This window comes from Maridesulfovibrio sp. (assembly GCF_963678865.1).
GTDB lineage: Bacteria > Desulfobacterota > Desulfovibrionia > Desulfovibrionales > Desulfovibrionaceae > Maridesulfovibrio.
In genome coordinates, this window is sequence record NZ_OY787459.1 from 3945293 (window position 1) to 3970817 (window position 25525).

A 25525-nucleotide genomic window follows, 5' to 3' on the forward strand; every position below is an offset into this window, starting at 1 on the left:
ATACCCGTGAAGTTCTTCATTCTCAGGGATTTGTCAATGTCAGCTGAGAAATTTTCACTAAACTGGTATCTTATGCCTTCCTACTTCTTCGTCATCCGGTAAACCCCATCCCAGATTTCGCCTTCGGGGACAGGTGGATTGAGCTTGTGCTCTTCGGCGCGTTTGATGAAAACGTCGCAGGGGGTGTGCTTGGTATCGTCATAGCGCTCGTATTTGTTGGCTTCAGTGTAAATTTCAATGGCCTTGTCCCAGTTCTGGGCAACGTATTCTTCGCGGGCCTTGGCGAAGAGATCAAAGAGGATTTCCTCGTTTTCAGTAAGGTCGCCTTTCATGGCTACCAGTTCGTAGATGCGTACCGGTTCGTCCTTGCCGACTACCTGAATGTTATCGATAAGTCTTGCTTCCACTAAATCAATAATCTTGTGGGGTTCACCGTCTACCTCCACTTCCTGATCAAGTGTGAAGTGCGATACAGCGGTGAAGATTCCGAATTGCTTGGCCCCTTCTTCCAGACGAGCGGCGAGGTTAACCGCATCACCCATCATTGTGTAGTTCATACGCATGGATGAGCCCATGTTCCCGACCACGATTTCACCGGAGTTAACCCCGATTCTGGTGCGCATGTTATGGACTACCTTGGGCCATTTTTCGCCCTTGGACCATTGCTCCTCGGGGAAGTTCTTGGTGTTGCGGTCCGGCTCATCGGGCAGTTGCACTTCCTTGGCCCATTTGTCGCGTAATTCCAGCCCGGCCTGCTGCATTTTTACCGCTACCCGGCAGGCTCGCAGGGCGTGGTCCGGCACATCCATGGGCGCGCCGAAAAAGGCTATGATCGCATCCCCTTCGTATTTATCAAGGGTTCCTTTCTCCTCAATGAGGATATCGGTCATGACCGATAGATATTCATTGAGAAGTTCAACCAGCTGCGGTGCGGTCAGTTTTTCCGAAAAGGTGGAAAAGCTCTGGATGTCGGTGAAATAAGCCGTGATCTGCCTTGCTTCACCTCCTAGTTCGGGCATTTCGCGGTTGGAGAACATTTCGTCGATAAGTTCCGGTGCCAGATATGATGAGAAGGTGGCCTGCAGAAATTTTTTCTGCCCTTCTTCGCGCCAGAATTTGATCAGGGTCAGCATGGTGAAGTTTAGGCCGAGCACGATGAGAGAATACATGGGCGTAAGGTAAGCATCATATGTTCGGAAAATTTGTATTGAACCATAGACAATCGCTGCGCCCATGGCAGCAATGGGCAGGATTATCCACAAGGAACGGGACCATGTCAGCAGGATCATCGAGACGATACCTGCAGCCAGAACCAGCATCAATTCGAGGCCCGGCACCCAGTCCGGCTTGAGAATGAAATCTTTGGTCAGGATGTTGTCCACAATGGTGGCGTGTACTTCAACCCCCGGATAATCAGAAGCAAAAGGGGTGACCCTGAGATCCCGCAGGCCGGCTGCAGATGTACCCATGAAAACGACTTTGCCTTTGAGTTCCTTTTCGCCGATCTTGCCGCTGAGGATGTCTTTTGCGCTGTAGTAAGGGAATTCTGCCATGCCTCCGCGATAGCGGATCAACATCTGTCCTTTGGCATCAACAGGGATGGTTGTTTTACCGATCCGGATGGATTCGATGCCGATGGGACTGGTTTTGACGAGGATGTTTTTGCGGCCCATTGCTTTCATAAGTGTTGCAAGGGCAAGGCTGGGATATTGTTTTCCGTTCAGGGAAATAATCAGCGGGACCCGGCGGACTACACCGTCATAGTCGGTTATGGTGTTATAAAATCCGCACAGGGGAGATGCTTTTGCCAGAACAGGGAGCGGGCAGATGGCATCCAGTGCGTTCAAGGTCAGGTCTTTCAATGCAGGGGAGCCCTTAGCCCTGATCTGGGCAATGGAAACCGGTTTGACAAAGCAGGGCTGATCGTGAACTGAAGGATCTTTTTGGTCTTCCATAAAATCAAAGTAAAAACCGAGCACATAACGTCCTTGGCGCAGGATATCGGCGAGGACTTTGTCGTTATCCATGAGTCCCTGCGGCAGCCCCTTGAAATCAACGGTTACTCCCAATTCGTCGCGCAGGCTGTCCCTGATGGTGTATGGTGAGGTGCGGTCCGGTTCGCCGATTAGAATATCAAGCCCGGTTGAAAGCGCACCGGCCTGTTGGATTTTTGCCAGCAATAGGGCCATGCGGTAGCGCGGCCACGGCCATTGGCCCAGTTCGGCAAGGCTTTCGTCATCGATATCAACAATTACCGGGATGTTGGTTTTCTGTCCTACAGGACTGGAGCTCATGTACTGGTCGTAGATTTTGTAGTCTACAAACTGGAGGATCGGAGGTTGGAAAATGTATAGGGCGGCAACCAGAATTGAGACCGCCAATCCGGTGATGACCAGAAAAAAAGAATCCGAACCTGTTATTTTTTTTAGGATGCCCAGCATTTTTATTCCGGAAATTTTAAATTTTATGTTATAAAAATATCAGTAATGGAAATTTATGTATGAATGAATCATCTGGATTTTTCAATTAAATTTATATATATACTGTAAGAATTTAAGACATCATAATACTTTGTTAATCTTCATATCGTTAATATATTTATGTTTATGAGAGGGGCTGGTCGTGAAAAAAATAAAACTTTTAATACTCAGCATGGCTTTATCCTTGTTGTTTGGGGCTTTCGGCACTGCATTTGCCCAGTCGGAAATGTCGCCGATTAATCCGCAACAGGGTGATGGTAATCCGTATATTAAGGCCATTCTTAGCGACCTGCTTTCAACCCATGACCGTATCAAAGCAGCTGAAGCCCGTGTAGAAGCCGCTGAACACCTTGTCTCCCAGAGCTGGTCCGGCTGGACTCCTTCCATTGATGCTTCGATTGAAGGTGGACGAGAAGAGATCGACAAGCCAGGAGGCGGAACCAACAAAGGGCGCAACGAAGAACGGATTAAGGCAACACAGCTCCTGTATGATTTCGGCGGCGTAAATAGCGATATCGACAGCAAAAAAGCTCTGCTTAATGAGTATAAGGCCGTACTTGAACAGACTCGTCAGGAACTGTTGATTCAGGGTGTTGAGGCTTACCTCGGGCTTATCCGGGCAAGGGAAACCCTGAAATATGCCATCCAGTCTGAAGAAAGTATGAAACGTCTTTCCGGCATGGAGGAGACTCTGGTCAAGCGTGGAGCGGGGCTTTCCTATAAAGAGCTCCAGATCAAAGCCCAGCTTGCCGGGGCAACTTCATACCGGGTTACAGTCGAACGCTCTTTGCAGACTGCCCGAAACCGCTTTAAGGCCGTGTTCGGTTATCCGGTGACACGGGAAGAAATCGATAAGATGGTTCCGGTTTCCATGCCTGCTTCTTACATGCCCGCATCCCTTGATGATGCAATTACTCAGGCTCAGGCCCAGAACGCCATGCTCCTGCAGCTCAAGTTCACCAAGGAAAGAATTTCCCATGATGTCGGTGTTCAGGAAGCAAGTCTTTATCCCAAATTGGAGTTTGTGCTTGAAGGTAAGCGCAGGGAGCAGGATCAGGGTGCTACCGGTGTGAGATTGGAGAATAAGGCTACATTTCAGGTCAGCTATACCGGGTTTTCCGGTATTTATGAATACGAGGGTATGCAGGCTGCAAAGTCGACCGAGCGCGAGGTCCGCAAGATGACCTTGGATGTGCGGCGTACTGTTGAAGAAAATGTCCGTAATGCATGGCTTGAGCTTATGACCCTGCGCAAGAATGCAGAGCTCTACAGGACTCAGGCTAACATTACTGCGGAATTCCTTGAATTGATCAAGAAAAAGAGGGCTACCGGTGAACAGGTTGAGCTGCTTGATATTCTTGTTGGTGAAAGGGATTACTCAACTGCTACCAGTGCCAGCGTCACTGCCGACATTGATAACATCATTTTTGCTTACAGGCTTTTGTATGAAATGGGCATGATGAATATTGACGTTTTTAAATAAAATCAGGACGTCAGCTAGTAAAACTATTTTAAATTCCATGTGTGCACGCCCATGGAATTTTCTTTTTCCGGGATTTTTTCCCAATATCTTGTATCGGTACAGGGGACCAGTTCTATGAAAGAGTTGCTGAGAAGATTGGCATTACATCCTTTTCTGGCTTTTGAAATTTGTCTCGCCTCTTTTTTTATCAATATTCTGTCTCTGGCTTCACCTATCTTTGTCATTCAGGTCCTGAACCGTTATGTGGGTTACGGCTTTGACGGTACTTTGATTACCCTGACCTCCGGGATGTTCATCGCCGGAGTATTGAACCATGCATTTACCCTTGTACGGGTACGGCTGGCTTCCGCTGTGAATGTAGGGCCGGACAGAGTCCTGTCTGAAACCGTGCTCGGTTGCCTTGCCCGTGCGAAAATGACGACTCTGGGACGAATTCCGGCAGCGCGCATCCATGAATTGATGGGCGGAATACAGGTGGTGCAGTCCGGATATGATGCTTCGGTTATCTGTTCCGTGCTGGATATGCCTTTTTTCCTTCTCTTTGTTGGCGCGACTTTTTTCATCAGCCCTGCGCTGGCCCTGATCACTGTTTTGGCTATTTTTTGTTCCATACTTGCCGGTTGGTTGAACATGAGGCGCGGTAAACGCATGACGGATGTCATGCGCAACGAATCGGTGGTTCATCGCGGTAACCTTGCCAACGCAATCAGCGGTGCGGATACAGTGCGCGCTTTCGGTGGGCATGGATTCCTGACCGGAATATTCCAGACCCAGATGGGCAAGCTGCAGCAGATCAAGCGGGACATGGTTCAGAGCGGCACCCGTGGCCAGGCTGTTCTGCAAAGCATTTCCATGTTTTTGCGGGTGATGGTTTATGCTGTCGGCGCACGTGAGGTGGTCGCCGGATCAATGAGTACGGGGGGGCTGATCGGTGCTTCCATTCTTTCGGGCAAGGCCCTTGCTGTCTCCGCCTCCTTCATGAAGTCACGGGTCATGATCTCTCAGGCCGGACAGATGATGCAGTCTTTGCAGGAGTTTGTACGCCAGCCTCTTGAGTCGGAAACCGGAACCGAACTGAAAGGGTACAGGGGCGACATTGAATTCAAGGATCTGGGTTTTGCTTATCCCGGTTCCACCGGCCCCCTTTTTGAGGGGCTTGATGTGCGTATTGAACCGGGGAACATCGTGATAATTACCGGACATAACGGAGCCGGAAAAACATCCCTCGTGCGGCTTTTACTGGGACTTATTGATCCCGGAAGGGGGCAGATTCTGGCCGGGGGGGTAGATATTCGCCAGCTTTCAGCCCCATGGTGGCGTAGGCAGATCATGTATCTCCCGCAGGAGCCGACTTTTCTTAATGCCACCATCAGGGAGAATATCTGCTTGAACAATCCGGGGATGGATGAGGACCGTCTGAAACGCGTGGTGGAAATATCCGGACTGAAGAAATATCTTGATACCAGTGCTCAGGGGTTGGATGCGCAGATAGTTAATGGAGGCGCAGAACTGGCTGTGGGGATCAGGCGAAGGCTGGCCCTCGCCCGTGCGCTTTCTGTTCAGGGCGCGGTGGCTGTGCTGGATGAGCCTGCCGAGGGGTTTGATATTGAAGGCTTGCGGGCTATGGATATGATTATTCAGAGTATGGCCAAAGTCAAAAAGACCCTGATTATTGTTTCACAGGATATGCGACTAATGCAGCGGGCAGATATAATTATTGATCTGAGCCGGAAACCGAGACCTAAGGTTATTTTTCCCAAGGCGAATGCCCCGGACGGGGAAACGGCCCCCTCACAAAGCGGAGGTGTGCAATGAACTCCATGAAGGATGAAACTTTTGGTGAAGTGAATGCTGCCAGCCATTTTTTTCTTTTTCTTTGCATTGCCATGTGTCTTGGTTTTTTCGGCTGGGCATGGTTTTTTCAGCTGGATATAGTCAGTCAGGCTCAGGGAGAGGTTATCCCAAGTTCAAGGGTTAAGCCCGTGCAGCATCTTGAAGGCGGGATAATCAGGAAGATCAATGTCCGCGAAGGTGAGAAAGTAAGCAAGGGGCAGGAGCTGATAGTTCTTGAGGCCACTGCAAGCGATTCCACTGTGGAGGAGCTGGATGTCAGGGTGACTTCACTGCGGGTGAACATTGCCCGGTTGGATGCCGAAGATAAAGGACTTGAAGAGCCGGATTATCCCAAAGATATTTATGAAAAATTTCCATCACTAATTGAGCGTTCCCTTAAACTGTTCCAGAGCCGCAAGGACCGTCTTGAGAGTGATCTGATTTCAGAGCGGGAAAAGATCAAGCAGCGCGAACAGGATATCAAACAGATTACTTCACGTCAGCGCAATTCCTATAACAGTCTGAAGCTGCTGCGGGAGCAGATTGAGATCAGTGCCGGCCTTCTGGCGGACGGGTTGACCTCCCGCTATAAGCATCTTGGTTTTTTAAAGGAAGAATCCAAACTCAAAAGTTCTATTGAAGAGGATTCTGCAAAATTGGGCAAGGCCCGCTCCGCACTGGCTCAGGCCAAGGCAGATATCGGTGAGATCAAGAATTCTTATCTGGCCTCTGTGCGTGAGGAATTGCAGGAAAACCGCAGGGAATTCGACGAGCTTTCGCAACGCCAGCGCAAGTTTGAGGACAACTTGAAACGGACCATTATCCGCTCTCCTGTGGACGGGGTCATCAAGACCCTATACGTAGTCAGTATAGGTGAAGTCGTGCGTCCCGGCATGACCATTATGGATGTTGTTCCGGCGGGTGATAAGCTGGTAATTGAGGCCAGACTGCCAATCAGCGATATCGGTTATGTGAAGAATGGACAGAAAGCGGTGGTTAAACTGGCTTCCAGCGATTCTTCCCGTTTTGGGAATATTGACGGCAAGGTGTCTAATATCAGTCCTGATGCGGATTCTACGTCCCGAGGGGTGACCTATTACCGCGTGCGCATTGAGACGGATAAGGATTACTTCGAGCACGATGGAAATTACTATAAGCTTTTTCCCGGTATCCGCGTGATTGCCGGAATCCATATCGGAACCCGTTCGGTGATGGAATATCTTCTTGAGCCGTTCATGGGGTCCTTGAGCTACGCTATGAGGGAACGATGAGCAGTAAAAAAAATCCTGCACGTTCGGAGAATAATCAGCCGGATTGGATTGGCAGTGTTCCTCCGCGGGTGAAGGAAGTTTTTCTTGCTGCTGTCAGGGCGCATTCTTCAGGTAATCTTGCCGAGGCGGTAACCAATTATTCTCTGGCCTTAGGGCTGCGACCGGAAGATCCTGTGCTGCTGACCAATCTCGGGGTGGCGCTGCGAGCTCAGGATAAATTCAAGGCGGCAGAAGCTTGTTACCGACGGGCTCTCGCTGTCAAACCTGACAATCCCGGTGCGCTTAGTAATCTCGGCAATGTGCTGCGCAGGCTGGGAAAGCTGAAAGAAGCCGTTGGCTGTCATCGCCGGGCAATTGAACTGGACCGCAAATTTATTGATGCCTACTACAATCTTGGTCTGGTATTGCAAGATCTTGGTAAGCTTGATGAAGCAATTCGCCTTTATAATTATTGCCTGAAATTCAAACCGGACGATGACCGAGTCAGTTGGGACAAGTCTCTGGCCTTGCTGTCCAAGGGTGATTTTATCAACGGTTTTGAATTGTATGAATACCGTTGGAAACATGAGCAGCTCAAGGCCCGTCATTTTCGTCAGCCCCTGTGGGATGGTTCCTCCCTGAACGGGAAAAGAATTTTTGTTTATGCCGAACAAGGATTTGGGGATACCCTGCATTTTTGCCGCTACATACCCCTTTTAGCCAAAGCCGGGGGAAGGGTTGTTTTTGAATGCCAGACGGAGCTGATTTCCCTGTTGGAGGGGCTGGACGGGGTTGAGGAAATCGTCCGCGACAGGGAACGATTGCCGGATTTTGATTTTCAGGTTCCGTTGCTCAGTCTGCCGCGTATCATGAAGCATGATACGAAAAGCATTCCCTGTGAGTGTCCATATATAATACCACCGGCACAGGCCGGATTCCCGGTTCATGTGCCGCAGGGGACCAAGCTCAAGGTGGGCATTGCCTGGGCTGGAAAGCCGACCCATAAGAATGACCATAACCGGTCCGTTAGTATCGAAAATTTTTTACCTTTCGCCTGGCTGCCCGGTGTGACCTTGTATTCCCTGCAAAAAGGACCTGAATCGGCACAGCGCGATGAGGCCGGGTGCGGAATGCTGGTTCGCGATCTCGGTAACGGCTGTGATGATTTTGCCGATACCGCCAAAGTCATGGGGCAGCTTGACCTGATCATCACCGTGGATACTTCTGTGGCTCATTTGGCCGGAGCTTTGAATCTCCCGGTCTGGGTTGCCCTTCCTTACAATCCTGACTGGCGCTGGATGCTTAAACGCAACGATTCTCCATGGTATCCGAGTATGACTCTTTTCCGCCAGAAAAAGCCTGGAGATTGGGATCCGGTCTTCAAGAAGATGTTGAATTCCTTGAAATTTAGAATTGAAAGTTAACGTTGTGGCAGTCAGATGTCTTTTTTGAGAGAAGGCTGGACTGAGAGCTTCTGGTGCGGTAACTGTTTAGATGAGTTTTGAAAAAATATATTGCGCTGTTAAAGCGAGTTGAGGGGATGTCCAGTAATGACAGGGAGTAAAATTCTGCTTGAGTCCGGCACAAACGAGGTGGAGCTTCTGGAGTTGTACCTTGATGAGGGCAGCGGTGATACTTATAAACGCTGGTCCTTTGGTCTGAATGTTGCGAAAGTTAAAAAGATTGTCAGGGAAGCTGACCTTAAAAATTATTCCGGTCGCAAGCATAAAGGAGGCTCTTCAAACGGGATTTCCGGTGTTGATCCTCAGAGTCCGTTGGTGCTGGGGATGTTCGAATTTATGGGGTCCGTTATTCCGCTCATAGACCTCAGCGGCTGGTTGCACATGGAGCCCGTATCCAAAGAGCGGCGCATGGTGCTGGTTACTGAATTCAATGAAGTAGTAAGTGCTTTCCTTGTTTCCGGGGTTAACCGAATCCACAGGATCAGTTGGCAGGAGCTCGAGTCCTTACAGGGGGAGATGGCCAAGTATGCTGAAGGAACTATTATCGGAACAGTTAAGTTGACTGATCCTGACCGTATCCTGCAGGTGCTTGATCTTGAACAGGCCATGGAAGACCTTAATCCTGCCCGCGACAAAGCCGTTCTCGGAGAGGTTGAAGAGTCTTTAGACTGCGTATATCAGGCTCTTTGTGCCGATGATTCCCGTTCAATGCGTAATCTGGTTAAAATGTCATTAGAGCGGGGCGGGTTTGAGGTTGAAGCCTATCCTAACGGCCTTGAAATATGGAAAGCCCTTAAAGAAATTTCAGCAAAAGTCAGCAAGACCGGACTGCATGTTTCCGAGTTTGTCCAACTGGTTGTCTCGGATATTGAGATGCCGGGAATGGATGGGCATGCCTTGACCAAACGCATCAAGGAAGACCCGAACCTGCGGGATCTCACGGTATATCTTTTTTCATCCCTGATCACAGAGGAGCTCTTGCATAAAGGTGATGCTGTGGGGGCCAACCGGCAGTATTCCAAGCCGCAGATCGCAACATTGGTCAAGCAGGCCAGAGAGGATCTGAATGAGCTTTATAAGGGATGTGCTTAAAGTTGTTCTTCCCCGCTGGCGAGAAGTTCCAGTGCCGCCTCGTCAATTATTTCAATGGTTTTACCCTCTACTTTGATTAGTTCCTGCTCGCTCATTTTTTTGAAAACGCGGGAAAGGGTTTCTTGAATTGTGCCCAGATATGAGGCGATAAGCCCTTTAGGCAGATCCAGTTCCAGCCTGCTGGAATTCTGGGTGGATTTGAGCAGGAGCAGGTAGCTGGCCAGCCGGGCAGGAACTTCGCTCAAGCTCAGGGCTGCCACCTGATTCACCAACTGACGCAACCTGCCGGAAAGCAGGGCCAGCATGGACATGGCAAGGTCCGGGTCCTCGCGGATAACTTTTTCAAAGCGGTCACGCGGGAAATAGAGCAGGGTGGACTTGGTAAGGGTCACTGCACTGGCAGGATAGCAGGCTCCTTGGAAAACAGGAACTTCCCCGAAAATTTCCCCGGCTCCGAAGATGTGGATGATCTGCTCCTTTCCGGCCAATGATTCACGGTAGATTTTTACTTTTCCGGATTCAACAGAATAAAATCCTGCAGCATCACTTCCGGCTGAGAAAATCTGTTCCCCTTTTTTTAACTGCCTTGAAACGATGATTTCTTCGATTTTATTTAGTTGCTCTCCGCTTAGGCCTGCGAAAAGGCTGATTTTGTCCAGATTATGTGTCTTTTTCATGACAATATTCTTTTATAATTAATGGTGTCCGGTAAATGACTTAAGTCAGGGCTTGTGCCAAGTGAATATCTTATAGTCAACTAACCGATAAAATGAAGAAAGGAAATGCAATGGATAATATGTCTACAATTAATGTCTGTCGTGGAACGGGTGAGGGGGGATGCCGCTTTGCCCTGTTCATCGATGAAGGCTTTGCCGGACGCATTGAAGAGAGAATCAATGACAGCGGTTGGCCTGAATTCCTGCAGCAGCGGTTCGGTGACAATATAAACCGGCATAAGATGGTTTCAGTCAGCGGAGCTGCTTGTCCCAACGGCTGTTCAAGGCCGCATATTGCCGACATCGGTTTGATCCGGGCCTGTGTTCCGGTTATTGATCATGAGTCATGCATCGGTTGTGAAGAATGTGTTCGCCAGTGTCCGGATGAGGCCATGGCGATGATTGACGGCAAGGTTTTAATCACTCGCGAGAAATGCCTTGTCTGCGGTCTGTGTACCAATGTCTGTCCTACGGAAGTGATTTCCTGCTCCCGGAGCGGATGGCGGTTTCTTGTTGGCGGCAGATTGGGCAGGCATCCCCGGTTAGGAATTGAATTGCCCGGTGTGTATACCAGCGATGAAGTTCTGGACCTGATCTCCAGATGTATGAAAATCTGGATGGATAATTACGTGGATGGAAAACGTTTCGGTTGGATTATGGAACGGGTCGGGCACGATAAACTCCTGCTGGAGTAATATTTGATACTTATTTTCCTCTCATACCTCTTGCTTGCGGCCCATGCCTTGCGTGGTGGCGATGTTGGACTGGCTGTTTTTATGATCGGAACTGCCGGGCTGGCATTCAGCCGGGAACGCTGGGCCGGAAATGTTTGCGGAGCGTTGCTCGGTTTGGCTTCCTTGCTCTGGCTGGAGAAAGGGGCTGAGCTGATAAATTTACGTATTTTTACTGGGGGAGACTGGATTCGGCTTGCCGTGATTATGGGGGCGCTTTTTGCCATTTCGGTGTTTTCCGCCGCCTATTGTTTCTCGCCTGCCGGACGGGAACGCTTCTGCCGGGGCAAAGAGCAGGGCTGGTTCAGAGCATCCATTTTCCTGCTCAGCGCATTATTGCTTGAAATTACCCGCAGCAAAGTATTTTTTCCCATTCTGCTTGCCGACCGCTTTTTTCCCGGCTGGGGCAGGGCGGAGATATTCCTGCTGGCTTTTTATGCTTCATGGCTCGGGGGGCGGATGTTCAGTCCCGAGGGAGCAAAAGTCATGCGTCCCCGCATATGGGCCTTGTTCTCGCTGGTCTTTTTCGGGCAGCTTGTTTTGGGCGTTAGCGGAGTGGAGCAATTCCTCATGACCGGAAAGCTGCATCTGCCCATTCCTGCACTCATTGCCGCTGGACCGGTGTATCGCGGTTCGGTTTTTTTTATGCCGATATTGTTTACTGTTTCAGTACTGCTGGTCGGTCCGGCATGGTGCAGCCATCTTTGTTATATCGGAGCTTGGGATGACCAGTGCAGCCGCGTGAGCCGGAACCGTCCCTCCCGGAAATTCAAGTCCCGGTTGATTTGGCTGCGGCTGGTGTTGCTGGTGTTAGTGGTCGGCAGTGCATGGGCTATGCGCATAGTTGGGATTTCATTTGTGGTTGCGGTCTGGGCTGCAGCTGTGTTCGGTTTGATCGGTATAGCCGTAATGCTTCTGTTTTCCCGGCGCATGGGGCTGATGGTGCATTGTACAGCCTTTTGTCCTATGGGAATAGTATCCAATCTGTTGGGCCGTCTATCTCCATGGAGGATGAAAATTTCAAGTGATTGCTGTAAATGTATGAAATGCAGCAAAGCCTGTCGCTATGGAGCTCTTCAGCTTAGAGATATCGAAGCCGGACGTCCGGGGATTTCCTGCACTCTTTGCGGGGATTGTTTGCCAGAATGTGCATCTGCAAGCATCGGATATCGGCTTCCTTTCCTGTCTCCACAAACGGCCCGTAAATTTTTTCTTGAGTTGGTAATTTCTTTACACGTCCTGTTTCTGGGTGTGGCCCGTATGTGATTTTTCTTTAAATTCAAGGTTAATACTTTACAATTAATTATTAGGAATTATTCTTAATACTAAGCCGAGCCTGATTAAAATATGTTTCTAACGGCTCGTGGCTGTGATAATTTATACCTGAACTTAATTATATATGGAGGTAAATTATGGGGCGAACTGTAACTGTTGATGTTGACGTTTGTATAGGGTGTGAGGCCTGTGTTGAGGAATGTCCTGATGTATTTACCATGGGACCCGGAGATTTGGCTCAGGTCACGAATCCCGACGGTGCTGATGAGAAGTGTATTGAGTCGGCAATGGAAATGTGTCCGGTAAACTGTATTACCTGGGAAGAATAGTCTTTCAGATTCTAATCTGTGCGCTGGGCTTCTTTTCTCATTTCAGGCATTTTATATAAGTATTTTTCATATGTTTTCTCGATGTTTTGGATGTACGGGTTCTCAATGCGGAAGAGTTTCCGGTTAGAGAAGTGTACAAAATTGATGCTATCCTTATAATGCCTTTCCCATAGATCATGAAGAGAGCCGTCTGCATAGGCGGCTCTTAACCCTTCGGTCACTCGCTGAACTGCCTTCACATTACCTTTTGTTGTGAAAAAGAACCTTGGCAAGGGGTAATAAAGTGCAAGGTGTTCTTCAACAATCAGGTTTTTAAGATGCCGGTGTGCAGTTTTTTCTTTTTTGATTTCGTTAATTCCCCGCGAAAAAAGATCAAAACGGTTGTGGCTGGTCATCATAAAAAGAGATTCATATTCCGGAGCTTCCACCACCTTGAATCCGGCATGCCTGAGAATGGGAATGTCCACCCAGCCGACCATTTGACCGATGCTGAATTTCACCAAGTCCTCAAGTCTTTTTACTCCAGCTGTTCTTTTGTTGATTTCAGGTGATGTGAAAAAGACCCTATAACCGACAATTCCCAAATCCGTGGGGAAGTTTACATATGAAAATTTTGAGCAGAGTTCATCATTGGCTGAAGTGTTGAACATGGGATTTTCAAATTTACCCGAGGCCATGCTGTGAAATGTTCTTTTCCAGTTCATCCGGGGAGCATAGATCAGTCGGTAATCACCCCATTTCTCTCTAGTCTTCTCCAAAGCCAGTTCAAGCAGGGCATTTTCATAATCCTTGCGCTGGTCACTGTCACTTTCCGGAGCTCGAGCGGTAAAGGTCGTTATTTCTGCTGCGAAAGCAGGAAAACACTTAATATCTCCAGCCAACAGGATAATTAATATTAAGGTCATAAGTTGACCGGCTTTTTTGATTATTTGCCACAGTTTCAATTGTTGTTACTCCATATGACTGGCTGAGCCTGAATAATATCCGCGACTGTTTTATTCCATTTCAAATCTTACACTTGTTATTTACCAGAAACAGGAAACAGTTTGTTAAATTTTGTGTATAATTTGTGTTATAAAATTAATGGGTAAAAAAAAACAAGCTTTTGACCTGAATCAAATACACTGAGGTTGTTTTTATTTATTTCTAAACTCAACAAGTGGGAAAATTAAATTTACCTTAAAGGAGAAAAGAAATGTTTTGCAACCAGTGTGAACAGACAGCTAAGGGACAGGGCTGCACCGTAAAGGGTGTATGCGGTAAAACTACTGAAGTATCCGCCATTCAGGATCTTCTGGTTCAGCTTCTTGTTGAGCTTGGGACTGTAGCCTCTGTAGCCCGTAAAGAAGGTGTCGCGGTTTCCAATGAAGTTAACCGTCTCACAGCCGAAGCAGTATTTTCCACCCTGACCAACGTCAACTTCGACGATGAAAGATTTGTTCCGGTCATCAAGAAAGTTGCTGCCGCCCGTGACGAACTGGCCGGTAAGGTCAGCGCTGACTGTGGTGAATTCACAAAGGTCGCAGACTCTGCTGCAGAGCTGAGCAAGCAGGGTGAAGCATTTCCTGTAACTTCTTTTGATGAAAATGAAGATCTGCGTTCCCTGAAGCAGATTCTTGTATACGGCCTCAAGGGTGTAGCTGCTTATACCGATCATGCCGCGATTCTCGGTCTGGAAGACGATGATCTTTACGCCCAGATTCATGAAGCCCTTTCCGTTGTCCCGCAGCAGCTGGGTCTTGAAGAGCTGGTCGGCTGGGCCATGAAGTGCGGCGAGATGAACCTCAAGGCCATGGAACTGCTTGATGCAGGAAACACCGGAACTTACGGTCATCCCGTACCCACAGAAGTACCTCTCGGAGCCAAGGCCGGTAAAGCCATCCTTGTTTCCGGTCACGATCTCAAGGATCTTCGTCAGCTTCTCGAGCAGACTGAAGGAACCGGAATCAATATTTATACCCATGGCGAAATGCTGCCCTGCCACGGTTACCCCGAGCTGAAGAAGTTTGACCATTTCTACGGTCATTACGGAACAGCATGGCAGAATCAGGCCAAGGAATTTGCAGAGTTTCCCGGTGCCATTCTCATGACCACCAACTGTATCCAGAAGCCTGTTGAAAGCTATAAGGGCAATATTTTTACTACCGGACTTGTTGGCTGGCCCGGAGTTACCCATGTTGCAAATGGTGATTTTTCCTCAGTGATTGAAAAGGCCAAGGAACTGCCCGGTTTTGCGGCGGATACTGATAATGGCTCAGTGCTTTGCGGCTTTGCCCGTAACACGGTTCTCGGTGTGGCAGATAAGGTAATCGAAGGAGTGAAGGCCGGTGCTATCAAGCATTTCTTCCTCGTCGGCGGTTGTGACGGTGCTAAGCCCGGACGTAACTACTATACTGATTTTGTAGAGCAGGCTCCCGAAGATACCGTAATTTTGACTCTCGCCTGCGGTAAGTTCCGTTTCTTTGACAAGAAGCTCGGCGACATCGGGGGAATTCCCCGTCTGCTGGATATCGGACAGTGCAATGATGCTTACTCCGCAATCCAGATCGCGGTTGCTCTTGCAGGTGCGTTTGAGTGCGGCGTCAATGACCTGCCCCTGTCCCTGATCCTTTCATGGTACGAGCAGAAGGCAGTGTCCATTCTGCTGACCCTGCTGCATCTTGGCATCAAGGACATTCGCCTCGGACCCTCCCTGCCCGCATTCGTAACCCCCAACGTGCTGAACTTCCTTGTTGAAAATTTCAACATTATGCCTATCAGCACACCAGAAGAAGATCTCAAGGCAATTCTCGGTTAGTTGCCTCCGGCGGCTGGGGAGGGAAAAATTTGGGAAATTTTTCCCTCCCCAGACCCCACCCGTTCAAACTTTTTAATAAGCTTCGCTTTGTGTCCCGGAAGATTTTATTAACTCTCAAATTTATTTTTACCCGGCTGAGCGCAGTAGATTGATTTAATACAAATTTCCGTCTTGGGATGAAATCTCCAAGGCACGTCTAAAAAAATATAGTAACTCTCTAAACTATTGAAAGTTTTTGAAGTGTCCAGATAAACTTTTTTCAAAAAGTTTCTTTGGCCCTCGGAGAGCCGCCGGAGGCCTGCTAGGCACGGCGTTGGAGGATATAAAAATGAAAGTATTACGTAAGATGATCAGTATAGATGAAGAGCTCTGCGACGGTTGCGGCCAGTGCGTGCCGGGCTGTGAAGAAGGCGCGTTGCAGATTATTGACGGCAAAGCCAGGCTTGTTGCGGAGAAGTATTGCGACGGTCTGGGTGCTTGCCTTGGCGAATGTCCCACCGGTGCTCTTAAGGTAATTGAAGTGGAAGCTGACGACTTTGACCCTGAAGCTGTCAAGGAGCTATTGACAGAGCAGGGGCGTGAGGTTCCTGATCACATGCCTGATCCTAAAAGTCTTCATATTGGCAGCTCAAAACCTGCCTCCGGCGGCTGCGGCTGTGCGGGGTCTAAGATTGAAGCTTTCGCTCCTGCCGCATCTCCATGTCAGCAGGCCAATGTTCCCACTGATACAGAGGCCGGCCCGTCACAGCTGACCCACTGGCCGATTCAGATCCGTCTGGTGCCTGCCGATGCTCCTTTCCTCAAGGGAGCGGACCTGCTGCTGACCGCTGACTGTGTGGCGGTTTCACTTCCTGGTTATCATGAAAGATTTCTGCCCGGTAAGAAGGTGCTCATGGGCTGCCCCAAGTTTGATGATGTGCAGTTGTATGCACAGCGGTTGGCTGAGATCTTCAGCGTAAGCGGTATCAAATCCATTACCGTGCTGGAAATGGAAGTGCCGTGCTGTTCCAACTTCAGCAGGATTGTTGCTGCGGCATTGAAGGAGGCCGGGGCGGATATTCCGGCTGAAAAGGTTATTGTAAAGCGTACTGGTGAAATTAAGGCTAGGACCTCTCTTGATCAGCCGGTGCCGCTTTAGGATTTGTAAGTAACGGATTCATAAAAGAAGGATTTCATTTGCCTTCTTTGACTATATAAGCTGAAACGGGGCTTCTCCGAATTGTTTGGAGAAGCCCCGTTTCTATTAATAAACTGACTTTTAAGTTCAGGGAGATAAGCACATCAAATCAATTCATAATATCCTGCTCAAATCCGGGCTGGCTGTTGGACTGGTTCGGCACGTAGCGAGGCTGTTGTGTAGGTTCTTCTTTTTCAAGCGGGCCGGATGTATTGACCATGGGGCTGATGATCGGGGATTCTTTGATGGGCAGCAGGGATCTGGTTTTTGAATTGAGCGGTACAGTCCAATCCCAGGAACCGAGAATTTCACCGTCGGCAACAGTGGAAACCGCAGCGGTTACGAAAATCTGTTCCTTGCCCACGGAATATGCTCCGGCGAGCACGCATTGTTCCGGCGGGGCAAGGTCTTCATCAACAGCAGCCATGGGAAAGCGGGAACTGTCAGCAACTATGGCGAATCCTTTCTGGGCAATGCGCGAGGCAACCTGCTCAGTCAGCACTTTGGCAAAGTCGGTCTGCAGGGTGCTGCCCCGCAGCCGGAACATGGCCACGGTGATGGGTGATCCAAGAGGAAGCCGTTCCTCAAGCTGGGCTGAAATTTTGTCCGCAGCATTGTAATTCAATTCCACCATGGGGGTGTTGTCTTCTTTAAAAAAAGGTCCAGTGGTGGGGCGTTTTCCTAGGTAGTCCAAGGTCCGTTCCTTATATCCTGAACAGGCGCCAAGGGCCATAAGTGTGACCAAGGTCATTATCAAGCTGATTGTTCTGCCTTTCATGAAAGTTCCCTGTTTTTAAATATGAGCAATATTGCAATAGGTTGCTGACGCTAAATCGGATGCAATGAGAATGCCACGGAATAAAAGAGCCGCTTATACAGACTCTTGACCCTGTGGCATTTTCAATTGCTTCGTATAAACGGGCAGATAAAGCCGGAAAAATGACGTTGAGTACGATCAGTATCAATCAAGCCGGGAAATAATTTCTTGAATCAGTGCGGACATGGCGGCTGAGGATTTTGCGGCCTGCTCAATCACAGCTTCATGAGTTGTTTCAGCCATGCAGTCCGGAAGGTTCTTGTTGGTCAGGCAGGCTATGCCCATGACCTTGATGCCCATGTGAACTGCGGCAATGGCTTCAATGGCGGTGGACATGCCCACGGCATCGGCTCCAAGACGTTTGAACATGCGTGTTTCTGCCGGGGTTTCGAGGTTGGGTCCGGTTACCTGCACGTAAACGCCTCGTTCAAGGCGTATCCCTTTATCTTTGGCTGCGGCAGTGGCGATGGCCCTCAGGTCTTCGTTGTAGACTTTGCTCATGTCCGGGAAACGGACTCCCCAAGTATCATTGTTTGGGCCGGTGAGTGGAGATTGGCCGGTGAAATTGATCTGGTCGGTGATCAGCATCAGGTCGCCGGCGTCAAATTGCGGATTGAGCGCTCCTGCGGCATTGGTGATGAAAATCCGTTTTATGCCCAGTTCACCCATCACCCTGACCGGAATGCATGCTTCTGCGGCATCGTAGCCTTCGTAGAGGTGGAATCGCCCGCTGAAGACAAGTATTGGTTTTTCTCCCATAAATCCGTATATTAGACAGCCTGAATGACCCTTGACTGTGGATTGCGGTATGCCGGGGATTTCGGCGTAGGGGATTTTAATTGCCGAATCGAGACGGGTGATAGCTTCGCCAAGGCCGGAACCGAGAATGATTCCGGTGGTTGTGGCTTGAAAATTATCTATCTTTTCTAGTATATGCCTGCTAATAGTATAAATAGATTCCGGGGAGGTCATAGGGTATTTTACTCGTTGTTTCGGGTTTTATGTACGGATGGAGCTGGTGATAGCACCTTTATTTGTCAGTCTCCGTCTTAACTAGTAACTTAAAAGAGAACGGGATTCTATGGATTTTTCCACTTTGATCGGGATGCTGGTCGGGCTTTCCCTTGTTGTCGGAGCAATATTTATCGGCGGTGCGGTTGATGTATTTGTCAATGTTCCCGGCATGATGATTGTTATTGGCGGAACTCTGGCCTCAATCTGCGTGGCTTTTCCTTTTGAGGAAGTTCTGCAGGCCATGCTTGCGGGCTTCAAGGCCTTTGCTTCAAGGAAAGTAAAGGTCAACGAAGTTGTCAATATCATGGTCAAGGTTGCTGAAATCAGCCGCCGTGAGGGTTTGATCGCCCTTGAAAATGTTCAGACCGAAAATGTTGTTCTGCGTAAATCCTGCCAGTTGATTGCAGATAACGCTGATCCTGAACTCATCCGCGCCACTTTGCAGATTGAGATTTCAGCTATGAAGAGGCGTCATAAAATCGCCCAGGACGTGTACAAACGCCTTGCGGGGCTGGCTCCCGCTTTCGGAATGCTCGGTACCCTGATCGGTCTGGTCCAGATGCTGTCCAACCTTCAGGATCCCGCAGCCATCGGTCCGGCCATGGCGGTTGCTATCCTGACCACTTTTTACGGCTCCCTGCTGGCAACCCTGCTTTTTATCCCCATCGGGGCCAAGCTTAAAGCAAGAACCCTGCAGGAGCAGTTGCATCTTGAAATTATTTTTGAGGGTGCCAAGTCTATTCTTGAGAATAACAACCCCCGTCTGGTTTATGAAAAACTTTCTTCATTTCAGGCTCCCAAGGACAGGAGCGGAGATTAGCCCATGGATGATGAACTTCTGAGCGGTTCTCTGATGGCTGAAGATGATGCTGATGAGGATGATTCCAATGAGTGGATAACCACCTTTGCGGATTTATCCATGCTGCTGCTGGTCTTCTTTATCCTGCTTTATTCCATGTCCGAAATTGATGCCAAAAAGTTTGATATGACTTTTCAGTCTGTCAGTAAATCAATCAGCGGAAAAATGCAGAAAATCGCCACGAGCAAGGTTTCCCGTGAAGAGGCCGGGGCCATTCTCAATCAGGTTGTCACCCGCAGGCAGATCATCAAGGCCCAGCGCAAGGTCTTTGAGGATGTCAAATACCTCCAGACTACCAAAGGTGTGGAAGGTATCATGAGTGCCAAGTTTGAGGACGGTAAAATCATTATAAAGCTGCCTTCCGATGTTCTTTTTGATGCAGGGAATGTTCAGTTGAGCAAAAAAGGGCAGGCTGCTGTTAAAGCCTTGAAGAATTTTTTTATCACGCATCCCGACCAGTACATCAATATCAAAGGGTATACAGATGACACCCAGCCCGGCACTAAAAGCAGGTTGAAAGATAACTGGGAAATATCTTCTTTACGCGCGGTAAACGTTTTGCGTTATCTTATGAAAATGGGAATCAAACCGAATCGGTTGACTGCTACCGGTCTCGGGGAGATGGATCCCCTTGTTCCCAACAATTCGCCGCGCAACCGCCAACGCAACCGGCGGGTGGAGTTTGTTCTGGACAAAATAATGACCGGGCCTTGATGAATGACTTTGATGTAACGCCCTTGTTTTCAGGGTTATAAATATTTTGAAAATTAGAATTCCACTCCCGCAAAAAACATTCTATCGTGAGGAAGTGGGTTACGGGCCGTGTTCAGGCGAGAACGCTGCCTAGTATTTGAATATTATTGGAGAGAGGAATGGATATTTCATTCGATAGCAATTCGGCCAGAGGGGCTTTCAGAACAAGTCTTCCGGGGCTTGCCCTTAAGATTGAGGGGTATCCCTCCCCGTACAGCGTCAAGGATTTCAGTGTAAACGGTCTGGCGTTTTCTTCCGGAAAGGATACCTTTAAAGTTGATCAACAGTTCAAGGTGGATTTTGTCCTTGGTAAGAAGGAACTACTGACCGGATTGGAAATCAAGATTGTACGCGACATCGGTAAAGGGTTGATGGGGTGCATCTACGTTGATCTGGATAAATATCAGGAAGCCCGGCTCGATAAGCTGGTTCTTGAAGTTCAGAAAAGGATGATCCAACTGCGCAAGAAAAAGGGCGTATCCTGATTCCGGGCCGGTGTTGAACTGTGTACAAAGGTGAGCATAAAGTCCTTATCGCCAACCGCGGCGAGATTGCCATCAGGATAGCCCGAGCCTGTCTGGAGCTTAACCAGAGTTTTGTCTGCGTCTATACTGAGGCGGACAGAGAAAGCGGACATGTCCGTTTTGCGCTGGAAAACGGTGGCGAGGGCAGTCTTTTCAGGATCAGTTCCTATCGGGATGCCAATGAGATTTTCAGCGTTGCGGACCGGAGCGGGGCTACTGCCATCCATCCGGGTTACGGTTTTTTTGCTGAAGATTTCAGGTTTGCACGCCGGGTGGTCAAGCGGGAAAAACCGTTGATTTTTATCGGGCCGTCGTGGCGGGTGATTCAGGAACTGGGTGACAAGATAAACACAAAACGTCTTGCGCGCAGTCTTGGAGTACCAACTGTTCCGGGATCTGACCGCCCCATTTACGATGAACTTGAGGCAGTCGAACTTGCCGACAGCCTTTTTGCCTTTCAAAGGGAACAAGGATTTCAAGCCCCGGCCATTATGGTCAAGGCTTCTGCCGGGGGCGGGGGAATGGGCATTGAAGAAGTCAACGATCCTGACGAATTTCGTTCCGTATATCGGCGTATCCGCAATTACGCCAAGCGCCAGTTCAATGATGAAGGTGTACTCATTGAACAGCGTATTTATGGCTTCAACCATCTTGAAGTTCAGGTTGTCTGCGAAAAGAGTGGTGAAAAACACGTCCATTTCGGGACCCGCAATTGTTCAGTGCAGAGCAGCGGCAATCAGAAGCGGATTGAGGTTGCACCCGGTTTTGCGCCGAATGAAATCCACTATATTTTTGATGCTGCCGGGGTGCTGGAGAGCATAACCGAGCATTCCCTGTCCATGGCCCGGGCTGTTAACTATGATAATGTGGGCACATGGGAATGGATTGTCACTCCGCGCGGAGAACCTTTTCTTATGGAGGTCAACACCCGTATTCAGGTTGAAAACGGGGTCTCTTCCGCCATCTCGGCCATCAAAGGGGAACATGGCGTAGATATCGTGCGTGAGCAGGTCCGGCTGGGGCTCGGCGAATATATCAACTACAGTCAGGTGGATGTAGAGCTCTCTGGTGTCGCTATTGAGTACCGCATTATTGCCGAGAATCCCGATAACGATTTTGCTCCGTGGGTAGGCAGGATTGAAGAATTCTGCTGGCAGGAACAGGATTGGCTGGAAGTCTATACACAGGTTCCCACTGACCGGGCCTATGAGATTCCCACTGAATTCGACCCTAACCTTGCTTTGGCAATTGTGTGCGGGAAAAATCTGGAACAGGCCCAAAAGCGGGGAATTGATTTCCTGAACGGGCTGACTCTGCAGGGCCATGACCGGTTGGGCAGAAAACTTGAGTCCAATATTTCCTATTTGACTGATAAGACTTCCGGGTTGCTGGAATTTTAGTATGAATATTGATAAGCGCATAGATGCTCTTGCGGAGCGGCTTAAATACATCAAAGATATTTTCGGTAATCTGGAGAATGCCAATATCAATATGCTCAGCTCCGAGCTGGCCGAATTCAGCGGTTTGAGAGGAGCCATTTCCGACAATGATTCCCTGAGCCGGCTTGCCCGTCTTGAAGACCTGTTTTCCTTCCTTGAGTCCAAACTTGAAAAAGAACTTACTCCCATGGACCGGGTGCGCATTGTGCGACATCCGCAGCGTATCTGCCTGACCGATATTCTGGAAAATGTATACGATAACTATACCGAGTTGGGCGGACTGGGTGAATTCAGCATCGACCCTTCCATGCTCATTGCCCAGGCCTATATCACCAGAAGGGTGGGGCAGAAGGTGGTCCACCAGCCGGTAATGGTCATCGGGCAGGAAAAAGGGCATGGGCAGGAGTTTCGCAACGGCGGCTCAGTCAAGCCGTGGGGTAACGCCAAGGCCCTGCACTACATGAAGGTAGCGCAGGCCGAAGGAATTCCCATCCATACCTACATATTCACTCCCGGTTCGTATCCGGTTGAAGATTATCCCGGCGCTGCCCAGCAGATAGCCAAGAATATTTATGAGATGGGCAGAATTGATGTGCCTATTATTTCCATTATTTCTGAGGGCGGTTCCGGAGGAGCCGAGGCCATCGGATTTGCCGACCGCAGGCTAATGCTTTCCCACGGTTACTACTCGGTTATTTCCCCGGAGGGGGCGGCTGCTATTGAAGCCAATCTGCGTGACGGTAAACGGGTTGATGATTCCCTGATAGCAAATTGCGCGCGTAAACTCTGCATCACTGCTGAAGATAACCTTCGCATGGGCTACATTGACCGGATTCTTCAGGAGCCGCATCTCGGGGCCAAGCCGGCCAGCTATGATTTTTTTCGCAACCTGCGTTCCGAAGTTATCCGGGCCACCAACGAAGTCTGCGTTTCCGTGAAGGGTCTTAAGCTTTTCCGGGCCATGGCCCTTAAGCAGAAAGGTCCGGAAGAGGGCGAGGATGTTTTCATGCGCTGGGCCTTAAGTCAACGTGCAAGGGCGCGGCTGGTTGAGAAACGGTATGAGAAGTTTCGTCATCTTTCCACTTCCGCCTACATGGATCAGCGCTCCATGTTCCTCCGGATTGGAGCAGCAGTGCAGGGTATGGCCTGGGCCACCAAGTCGCTCTTTGTCTACAATTTAGTGGGACGCTCCGTGCGTGCGGCCAAGCTGGGCATGGAAGAGATTCAGGCCGAGGCCCATCTGGTCAAGGAACGCACTTCCAAGATGCTCAAGGCAAAGTCGGAAAATGGTTCATCGGTTAAAATTTCTGATGATGTGCGCGATAAACTGCTTTGCCTGTCCACCTCGGACCAGTCTCCCTGTTTTGAGGAAGGGCGCTGGAAGTACAGCAGTCCCAAGTGCAAAGAAGACCGTACATTCACCTGTCCAAATTCCTCTTTCGAGGGGTGTTTAGACCTTTGGGCTCCTGATCTTTTCGGCGATTTTGCCGGAGTGTGCAGTAATTGCGGACATCATTTCCCCATGGAATATCAATGGTATCTGTACAATGTTTTCAACTATGCCGAAGGGTTTGAATTCAACTCCGGTATAGAATCCGCCAATCCGCTCAATTATGAAGGCTTTGATCTCAAGCTGGATGAAGCCCGCAAGAAGACCGGGTTGCGTTCATCATGCATTACTTTTGAGACCCGCATGGACGGCATTAATTCCGTGATCATCTGCCTTGCGGCTCCGTTCAGGGGCGGTTCCGTGGGAGCTGCCGAGGGTGAAAAGATCATCCGGGCTGCGGAAAGGGCGCAGCGCAAGCAGTTGCCGTTGATTTTCTACGCTCATGGAACAGCCGGTATACGTATTCAGGAAGGGACAAACGGGGTACTTCAGATGCCCCGGTGCACTATGGCCCTGCGGCGCTACGTAGATGCCGGGGGACTGTATCTGGTTATTTATGATACCAACTCCTATGGCGGCTCCGTGGCCAGCTTTCTTGGTTGTTCCCCCTATCAGTTCGGCGTGCGCTCTTCGCGGATCGGGTTTGCCGGGCCACGAGTAATCACCGAGACTACAGGCGTTCCTGTTCCACCGGACTATCACAATGCGTGGAATGCCCTGGCCAGAGGGCATATTCAAGGCATATGGGACCGTCGGGAGATGGGCCGCAATATCGGGCAGGCTCTAATGACCATGGGGGGCCGGAATCTGTATTATAGGTAAGTATACCTTCGTGTGTGTAGGTGCTTATCTTAATGTACTTTCTATGTTAGGGAGTGATTCGTCAGGTTGACTTTGCCTGATAATATCTGCAAATTGCCCGCACCGGATGCTTGGTTTGAGGCTTCCGGTTTTCTAATGTAAGAAAATTGCCTTTGCCCATGATGGCGAAATATAAGTTAAAATAATCCAGAGGTTAATATAATGCTTAATATCAAGGAACTGCTTGAAGAGATCAAGGCTTCCCCTTACGAAGAAATCGAAATCTCCGTTCCCCATACCGGAACTGTGGAGTTTACCGGCCTTAAAGTAGGTGATAAAGTAAAAGGACCCACCGGTGAGTGGAAGGAAAAGCCCGGAACCGTGCTGGCTAAACTGACCCGTGAGCGCAATACCAAGTATATTACTGCTCCTGAGAAAGGCGAGATAGTTTCTATCCGTGAAGATCTGGAGGACCGTTTTGTTGAAGCCGGTGAAGTACTGATAAAAATCCGCCATTTTCTTTCCAAGGAAGAGGTTATTCAGCTCATTCTTAAGAAAGCGCTTTTCCTGTTCAACGCTCCGGAAAAGGCAAAATACTACTTTACCCCTGAAGTAGATACCAAGATCAAAGGTTCAGGTGAGCGCACAGTTAAAGTTACAGAAGGTATGGATTTGTTCATTGTATCACGCATGAAAAGGGAAACTCCGCTCAACTACAGCGGTCCCGAAGGGCTTATCTATTCCGTTTATTTTAATAACGGTGATAATGTGGATGCAGCCCAGCCGCTGATCGGAATCTGCCCAGCCGACCAGCTCAAGCAGATTCAGGAAGTTGTGAACCGCGTGCAGAGTGAATGGGAAGAGGTTGATTAATAAGGACCTTTTGACTTATGCAATGTAGCCATTGACGGACTCTTTTTTTCCGTATTAATAAAGGATTTTTCACATGGGAAATGTGCTTCAGATCAGGGTTATGGCCCGCACATATGATGAGGCTGAAGTTGAAAAAAAATGGCCTTATCTGGTTGATACCGCATGGGGTAAACCTCATGTGGAAGGCCGTGCGCACGGCGTCGTCGAGCTTGTTGAGGACCTTAAGGACAGGCTGGAGCTGGGCATGATACCGGATGAAAAGGCCGAAGCCATGGCTGATTCCATCCGCAAGGCATTTGAATTGAAATTGCGCATGGAAAGAGCCCTTGGCGACTGGAAGGCTTCGGAAGCCAATACCATCAGCTATGATCTTGAAGACGAGCTGAGCATTGCGGAAAAAATAGCATCTAAAAGAAAATTCAGATAAAT

22 protein-coding genes are annotated in these 25525 nt (G+C 49.2%); 17 read left to right on the top strand and 5 right to left on the bottom strand.

What is annotated here, in order from left to right; translation table 11 throughout:
- Nucleotides 1-80 precede the first annotated feature (80 nt).
- Entirely contained in the window at nt 81-2441 is a 2361-nt protein-coding gene (locus tag ACKU41_RS17985) for a CHASE2 domain-containing protein (RefSeq protein ID WP_321402778.1), read from the bottom strand.
- Between the two features lie 181 nt (nt 2442-2622).
- Between ACKU41_RS17985 and ACKU41_RS17990 the strand changes: the two genes are divergently transcribed.
- The 5 genes from ACKU41_RS17990 (at nt 2623) to ACKU41_RS18010 (ending at nt 9601) form a co-directional block, all read left to right on the top strand.
- Complete coding sequence (locus tag ACKU41_RS17990) at nt 2623-3963, top strand: TolC family protein (RefSeq protein WP_319778862.1); 1341 nt, start codon at nt 2623-2625, stop codon at nt 3961-3963.
- Nucleotides 3964-4077: 114 nt separating this feature from the next.
- Nucleotides 4078-5778, top strand: a complete 1701-nt coding sequence (locus ACKU41_RS17995; RefSeq protein ID WP_319778863.1) for an ATP-binding cassette domain-containing protein — start codon at nt 4078-4080, stop codon at nt 5776-5778.
- Nucleotides 5775-7067: an HlyD family type I secretion periplasmic adaptor subunit gene (locus ACKU41_RS18000; RefSeq protein ID WP_319778864.1), complete on the top strand. Its 1293-nt coding sequence runs from the start codon at nt 5775-5777 to the stop codon at nt 7065-7067. Before ACKU41_RS17995 ends, ACKU41_RS18000 begins: the two co-directional genes overlap by 4 nt.
- Nucleotides 7064-8470, top strand: coding sequence for a tetratricopeptide repeat-containing glycosyltransferase family protein (locus ACKU41_RS18005; RefSeq protein WP_321402781.1), 1407 nt, complete (start codon nt 7064-7066; stop codon nt 8468-8470). The genes ACKU41_RS18000 and ACKU41_RS18005 overlap by 4 nt, the downstream gene beginning before the upstream one ends.
- Before the next feature lie 126 nt (nt 8471-8596).
- Nucleotides 8597-9601 carry a chemotaxis protein gene (locus ACKU41_RS18010; protein WP_319778867.1) on the top strand — a complete coding sequence of 335 codons (1005 nt, stop codon included), beginning with the start codon at nt 8597-8599 and terminating at the stop codon, nt 9599-9601.
- Here ACKU41_RS18010 and ACKU41_RS18015 read toward each other — a convergent pair.
- Nucleotides 9598-10278, bottom strand: coding sequence for a Crp/Fnr family transcriptional regulator (locus ACKU41_RS18015; protein WP_321402782.1), 681 nt, complete (start codon nt 10276-10278; stop codon nt 9598-9600). The two genes, ACKU41_RS18010 and ACKU41_RS18015, sit on opposite strands and share 4 nt — an antisense overlap.
- A gap of 110 nt (nt 10279-10388) precedes the next feature.
- Here ACKU41_RS18015 and ACKU41_RS18020 point away from each other — a divergent pair, with 110 nt between their 5' ends.
- The 3 genes from ACKU41_RS18020 to ACKU41_RS18030 all read left to right on the top strand — a co-directional run bounded on the left by ACKU41_RS18020 (nt 10389) and on the right by ACKU41_RS18030 (nt 12652).
- Nucleotides 10389-11012, top strand: coding sequence for a 4Fe-4S binding protein (locus tag ACKU41_RS18020; protein WP_321402783.1), 624 nt, complete (start codon nt 10389-10391; stop codon nt 11010-11012).
- A gap of 3 nt (nt 11013-11015) precedes the next feature.
- Nucleotides 11016-12314, top strand: coding sequence for a 4Fe-4S binding protein (locus ACKU41_RS18025; RefSeq protein WP_321402784.1), 1299 nt, complete (start codon nt 11016-11018; stop codon nt 12312-12314).
- 146 nt (nt 12315-12460) lie between these two features.
- Nucleotides 12461-12652 (top strand): ferredoxin, encoded by a 192-nt coding sequence (locus tag ACKU41_RS18030; RefSeq protein WP_319778871.1) that lies wholly within the window; start codon nt 12461-12463, stop codon nt 12650-12652.
- 11 nt (nt 12653-12663) lie between these two features.
- Here ACKU41_RS18030 and ACKU41_RS18035 read toward each other — a convergent pair whose 3' ends face one another.
- Complete coding sequence (locus ACKU41_RS18035) at nt 12664-13557, bottom strand: hypothetical protein (RefSeq protein WP_321402786.1); 894 nt, start codon at nt 13555-13557, stop codon at nt 12664-12666.
- Nucleotides 13558-13847: 290 nt separating this feature from the next.
- On the opposite strand from ACKU41_RS18035, the gene hcp reads away from it, so the two are divergent.
- Nucleotides 13848-15449 carry a hydroxylamine reductase gene (gene hcp / locus ACKU41_RS18040; protein ID WP_321402788.1) on the top strand — a complete coding sequence of 534 codons (1602 nt, stop codon included), beginning with the start codon at nt 13848-13850 and terminating at the stop codon, nt 15447-15449.
- Between the two features lie 328 nt (nt 15450-15777).
- Nucleotides 15778-16587, top strand: coding sequence for a 4Fe-4S binding protein (locus tag ACKU41_RS18045; RefSeq protein WP_321402789.1), 810 nt, complete (start codon nt 15778-15780; stop codon nt 16585-16587).
- Between the two features lie 148 nt (nt 16588-16735).
- Here ACKU41_RS18045 and ACKU41_RS18050 read toward each other — a convergent pair whose 3' ends face one another.
- The gene (locus ACKU41_RS18050; RefSeq protein ID WP_321402791.1) at nt 16736-17404 is read right to left on the bottom strand and encodes a hypothetical protein; all 669 of its coding nucleotides are present in this window, start codon (nt 17402-17404) and stop codon (nt 16736-16738) included.
- A 183-nt stretch (nt 17405-17587) separates the two neighbouring features.
- Nucleotides 17588-18415 (bottom strand): purine-nucleoside phosphorylase, encoded by an 828-nt coding sequence (locus tag ACKU41_RS18055; protein ID WP_321402793.1) that lies wholly within the window; start codon nt 18413-18415, stop codon nt 17588-17590.
- 109 nt (nt 18416-18524) lie between these two features.
- On the opposite strand from ACKU41_RS18055, the gene ACKU41_RS18060 reads away from it, so the two are divergent.
- From ACKU41_RS18060 to ACKU41_RS18090, 7 genes are all read left to right on the top strand, one after another.
- Nucleotides 18525-19277, top strand: coding sequence for a MotA/TolQ/ExbB proton channel family protein (locus tag ACKU41_RS18060; RefSeq protein WP_319778878.1), 753 nt, complete (start codon nt 18525-18527; stop codon nt 19275-19277).
- Between the two features lie 3 nt (nt 19278-19280).
- On the top strand, nt 19281-20030 hold the full coding sequence (locus ACKU41_RS18065) for a flagellar motor protein MotB (protein ID WP_321402796.1): 750 nt from the start codon (nt 19281-19283) through the stop codon (nt 20028-20030).
- A gap of 158 nt (nt 20031-20188) precedes the next feature.
- Nucleotides 20189-20554, top strand: coding sequence for a PilZ domain-containing protein (locus tag ACKU41_RS18070; protein ID WP_319778880.1), 366 nt, complete (start codon nt 20189-20191; stop codon nt 20552-20554).
- Nucleotides 20555-20574: 20 nt separating this feature from the next.
- Nucleotides 20575-21993: a biotin carboxylase N-terminal domain-containing protein gene (locus ACKU41_RS18075; RefSeq protein WP_321402798.1), complete on the top strand. Its 1419-nt coding sequence runs from the start codon at nt 20575-20577 to the stop codon at nt 21991-21993.
- A gap of 1 nt (nt 21994) precedes the next feature.
- On the top strand, nt 21995-24244 hold the full coding sequence (locus tag ACKU41_RS18080; protein WP_321402800.1) for a carboxyl transferase domain-containing protein: 2250 nt from the start codon (nt 21995-21997) through the stop codon (nt 24242-24244).
- 201 nt (nt 24245-24445) lie between these two features.
- Nucleotides 24446-25096 carry a biotin attachment protein gene (locus tag ACKU41_RS18085; RefSeq protein WP_319778884.1) on the top strand — a complete coding sequence of 217 codons (651 nt, stop codon included), beginning with the start codon at nt 24446-24448 and terminating at the stop codon, nt 25094-25096.
- 73 nt (nt 25097-25169) lie between these two features.
- Nucleotides 25170-25523 (top strand): hypothetical protein, encoded by a 354-nt coding sequence (locus tag ACKU41_RS18090; RefSeq protein ID WP_321402801.1) that lies wholly within the window; start codon nt 25170-25172, stop codon nt 25521-25523.
- The last annotated feature ends 2 nt before the right edge of the window (nt 25524-25525 follow it).

Bases quoted from the DNA above. Each gene is read 5' to 3' on its own strand.
- ACKU41_RS17985 (WP_321402778.1), bottom strand. From the start codon at position 2,441: ATGCTGGGCATCCTAAAAAAAATAACAGGTTCGGATTCTTTTTTTCTG.
- ACKU41_RS17995 (WP_319778863.1), top strand. From the start codon at position 4,078: ATGAAAGAGTTGCTGAGAAGATTGGCATTACATCCTTTTCTGGCTTTT.
- ACKU41_RS18000 (WP_319778864.1), top strand. From the start codon at position 5,775: ATGAACTCCATGAAGGATGAAACTTTTGGTGAAGTGAATGCTGCCAGC.
- ACKU41_RS18005 (WP_321402781.1), top strand. From the start codon at position 7,064: ATGAGCAGTAAAAAAAATCCTGCACGTTCGGAGAATAATCAGCCGGAT.
- ACKU41_RS18010 (WP_319778867.1), top strand. From the start codon at position 8,597: ATGACAGGGAGTAAAATTCTGCTTGAGTCCGGCACAAACGAGGTGGAG.
- ACKU41_RS18015 (WP_321402782.1), bottom strand. From the start codon at position 10,278: ATGAAAAAGACACATAATCTGGACAAAATCAGCCTTTTCGCAGGCCTA.
- ACKU41_RS18020 (WP_321402783.1), top strand. From the start codon at position 10,389: ATGGATAATATGTCTACAATTAATGTCTGTCGTGGAACGGGTGAGGGG.
- ACKU41_RS18030 (WP_319778871.1), top strand. From the start codon at position 12,461: ATGGGGCGAACTGTAACTGTTGATGTTGACGTTTGTATAGGGTGTGAG.
- ACKU41_RS18035 (WP_321402786.1), bottom strand. From the start codon at position 13,557: ATGACCTTAATATTAATTATCCTGTTGGCTGGAGATATTAAGTGTTTT.
- hcp (WP_321402788.1), top strand. From the start codon at position 13,848: ATGTTTTGCAACCAGTGTGAACAGACAGCTAAGGGACAGGGCTGCACC.
- ACKU41_RS18045 (WP_321402789.1), top strand. From the start codon at position 15,778: ATGAAAGTATTACGTAAGATGATCAGTATAGATGAAGAGCTCTGCGAC.
- ACKU41_RS18050 (WP_321402791.1), bottom strand. From the start codon at position 17,404: ATGAAAGGCAGAACAATCAGCTTGATAATGACCTTGGTCACACTTATG.
- ACKU41_RS18055 (WP_321402793.1), bottom strand. From the start codon at position 18,415: ATGACCTCCCCGGAATCTATTTATACTATTAGCAGGCATATACTAGAA.
- ACKU41_RS18060 (WP_319778878.1), top strand. From the start codon at position 18,525: ATGGATTTTTCCACTTTGATCGGGATGCTGGTCGGGCTTTCCCTTGTT.
- ACKU41_RS18065 (WP_321402796.1), top strand. From the start codon at position 19,281: ATGGATGATGAACTTCTGAGCGGTTCTCTGATGGCTGAAGATGATGCT.
- ACKU41_RS18070 (WP_319778880.1), top strand. From the start codon at position 20,189: ATGGATATTTCATTCGATAGCAATTCGGCCAGAGGGGCTTTCAGAACA.
- ACKU41_RS18080 (WP_321402800.1), top strand. From the start codon at position 21,995: ATGAATATTGATAAGCGCATAGATGCTCTTGCGGAGCGGCTTAAATAC.
- ACKU41_RS18085 (WP_319778884.1), top strand. From the start codon at position 24,446: ATGCTTAATATCAAGGAACTGCTTGAAGAGATCAAGGCTTCCCCTTAC.
- ACKU41_RS18090 (WP_321402801.1), top strand. From the start codon at position 25,170: ATGGGAAATGTGCTTCAGATCAGGGTTATGGCCCGCACATATGATGAG.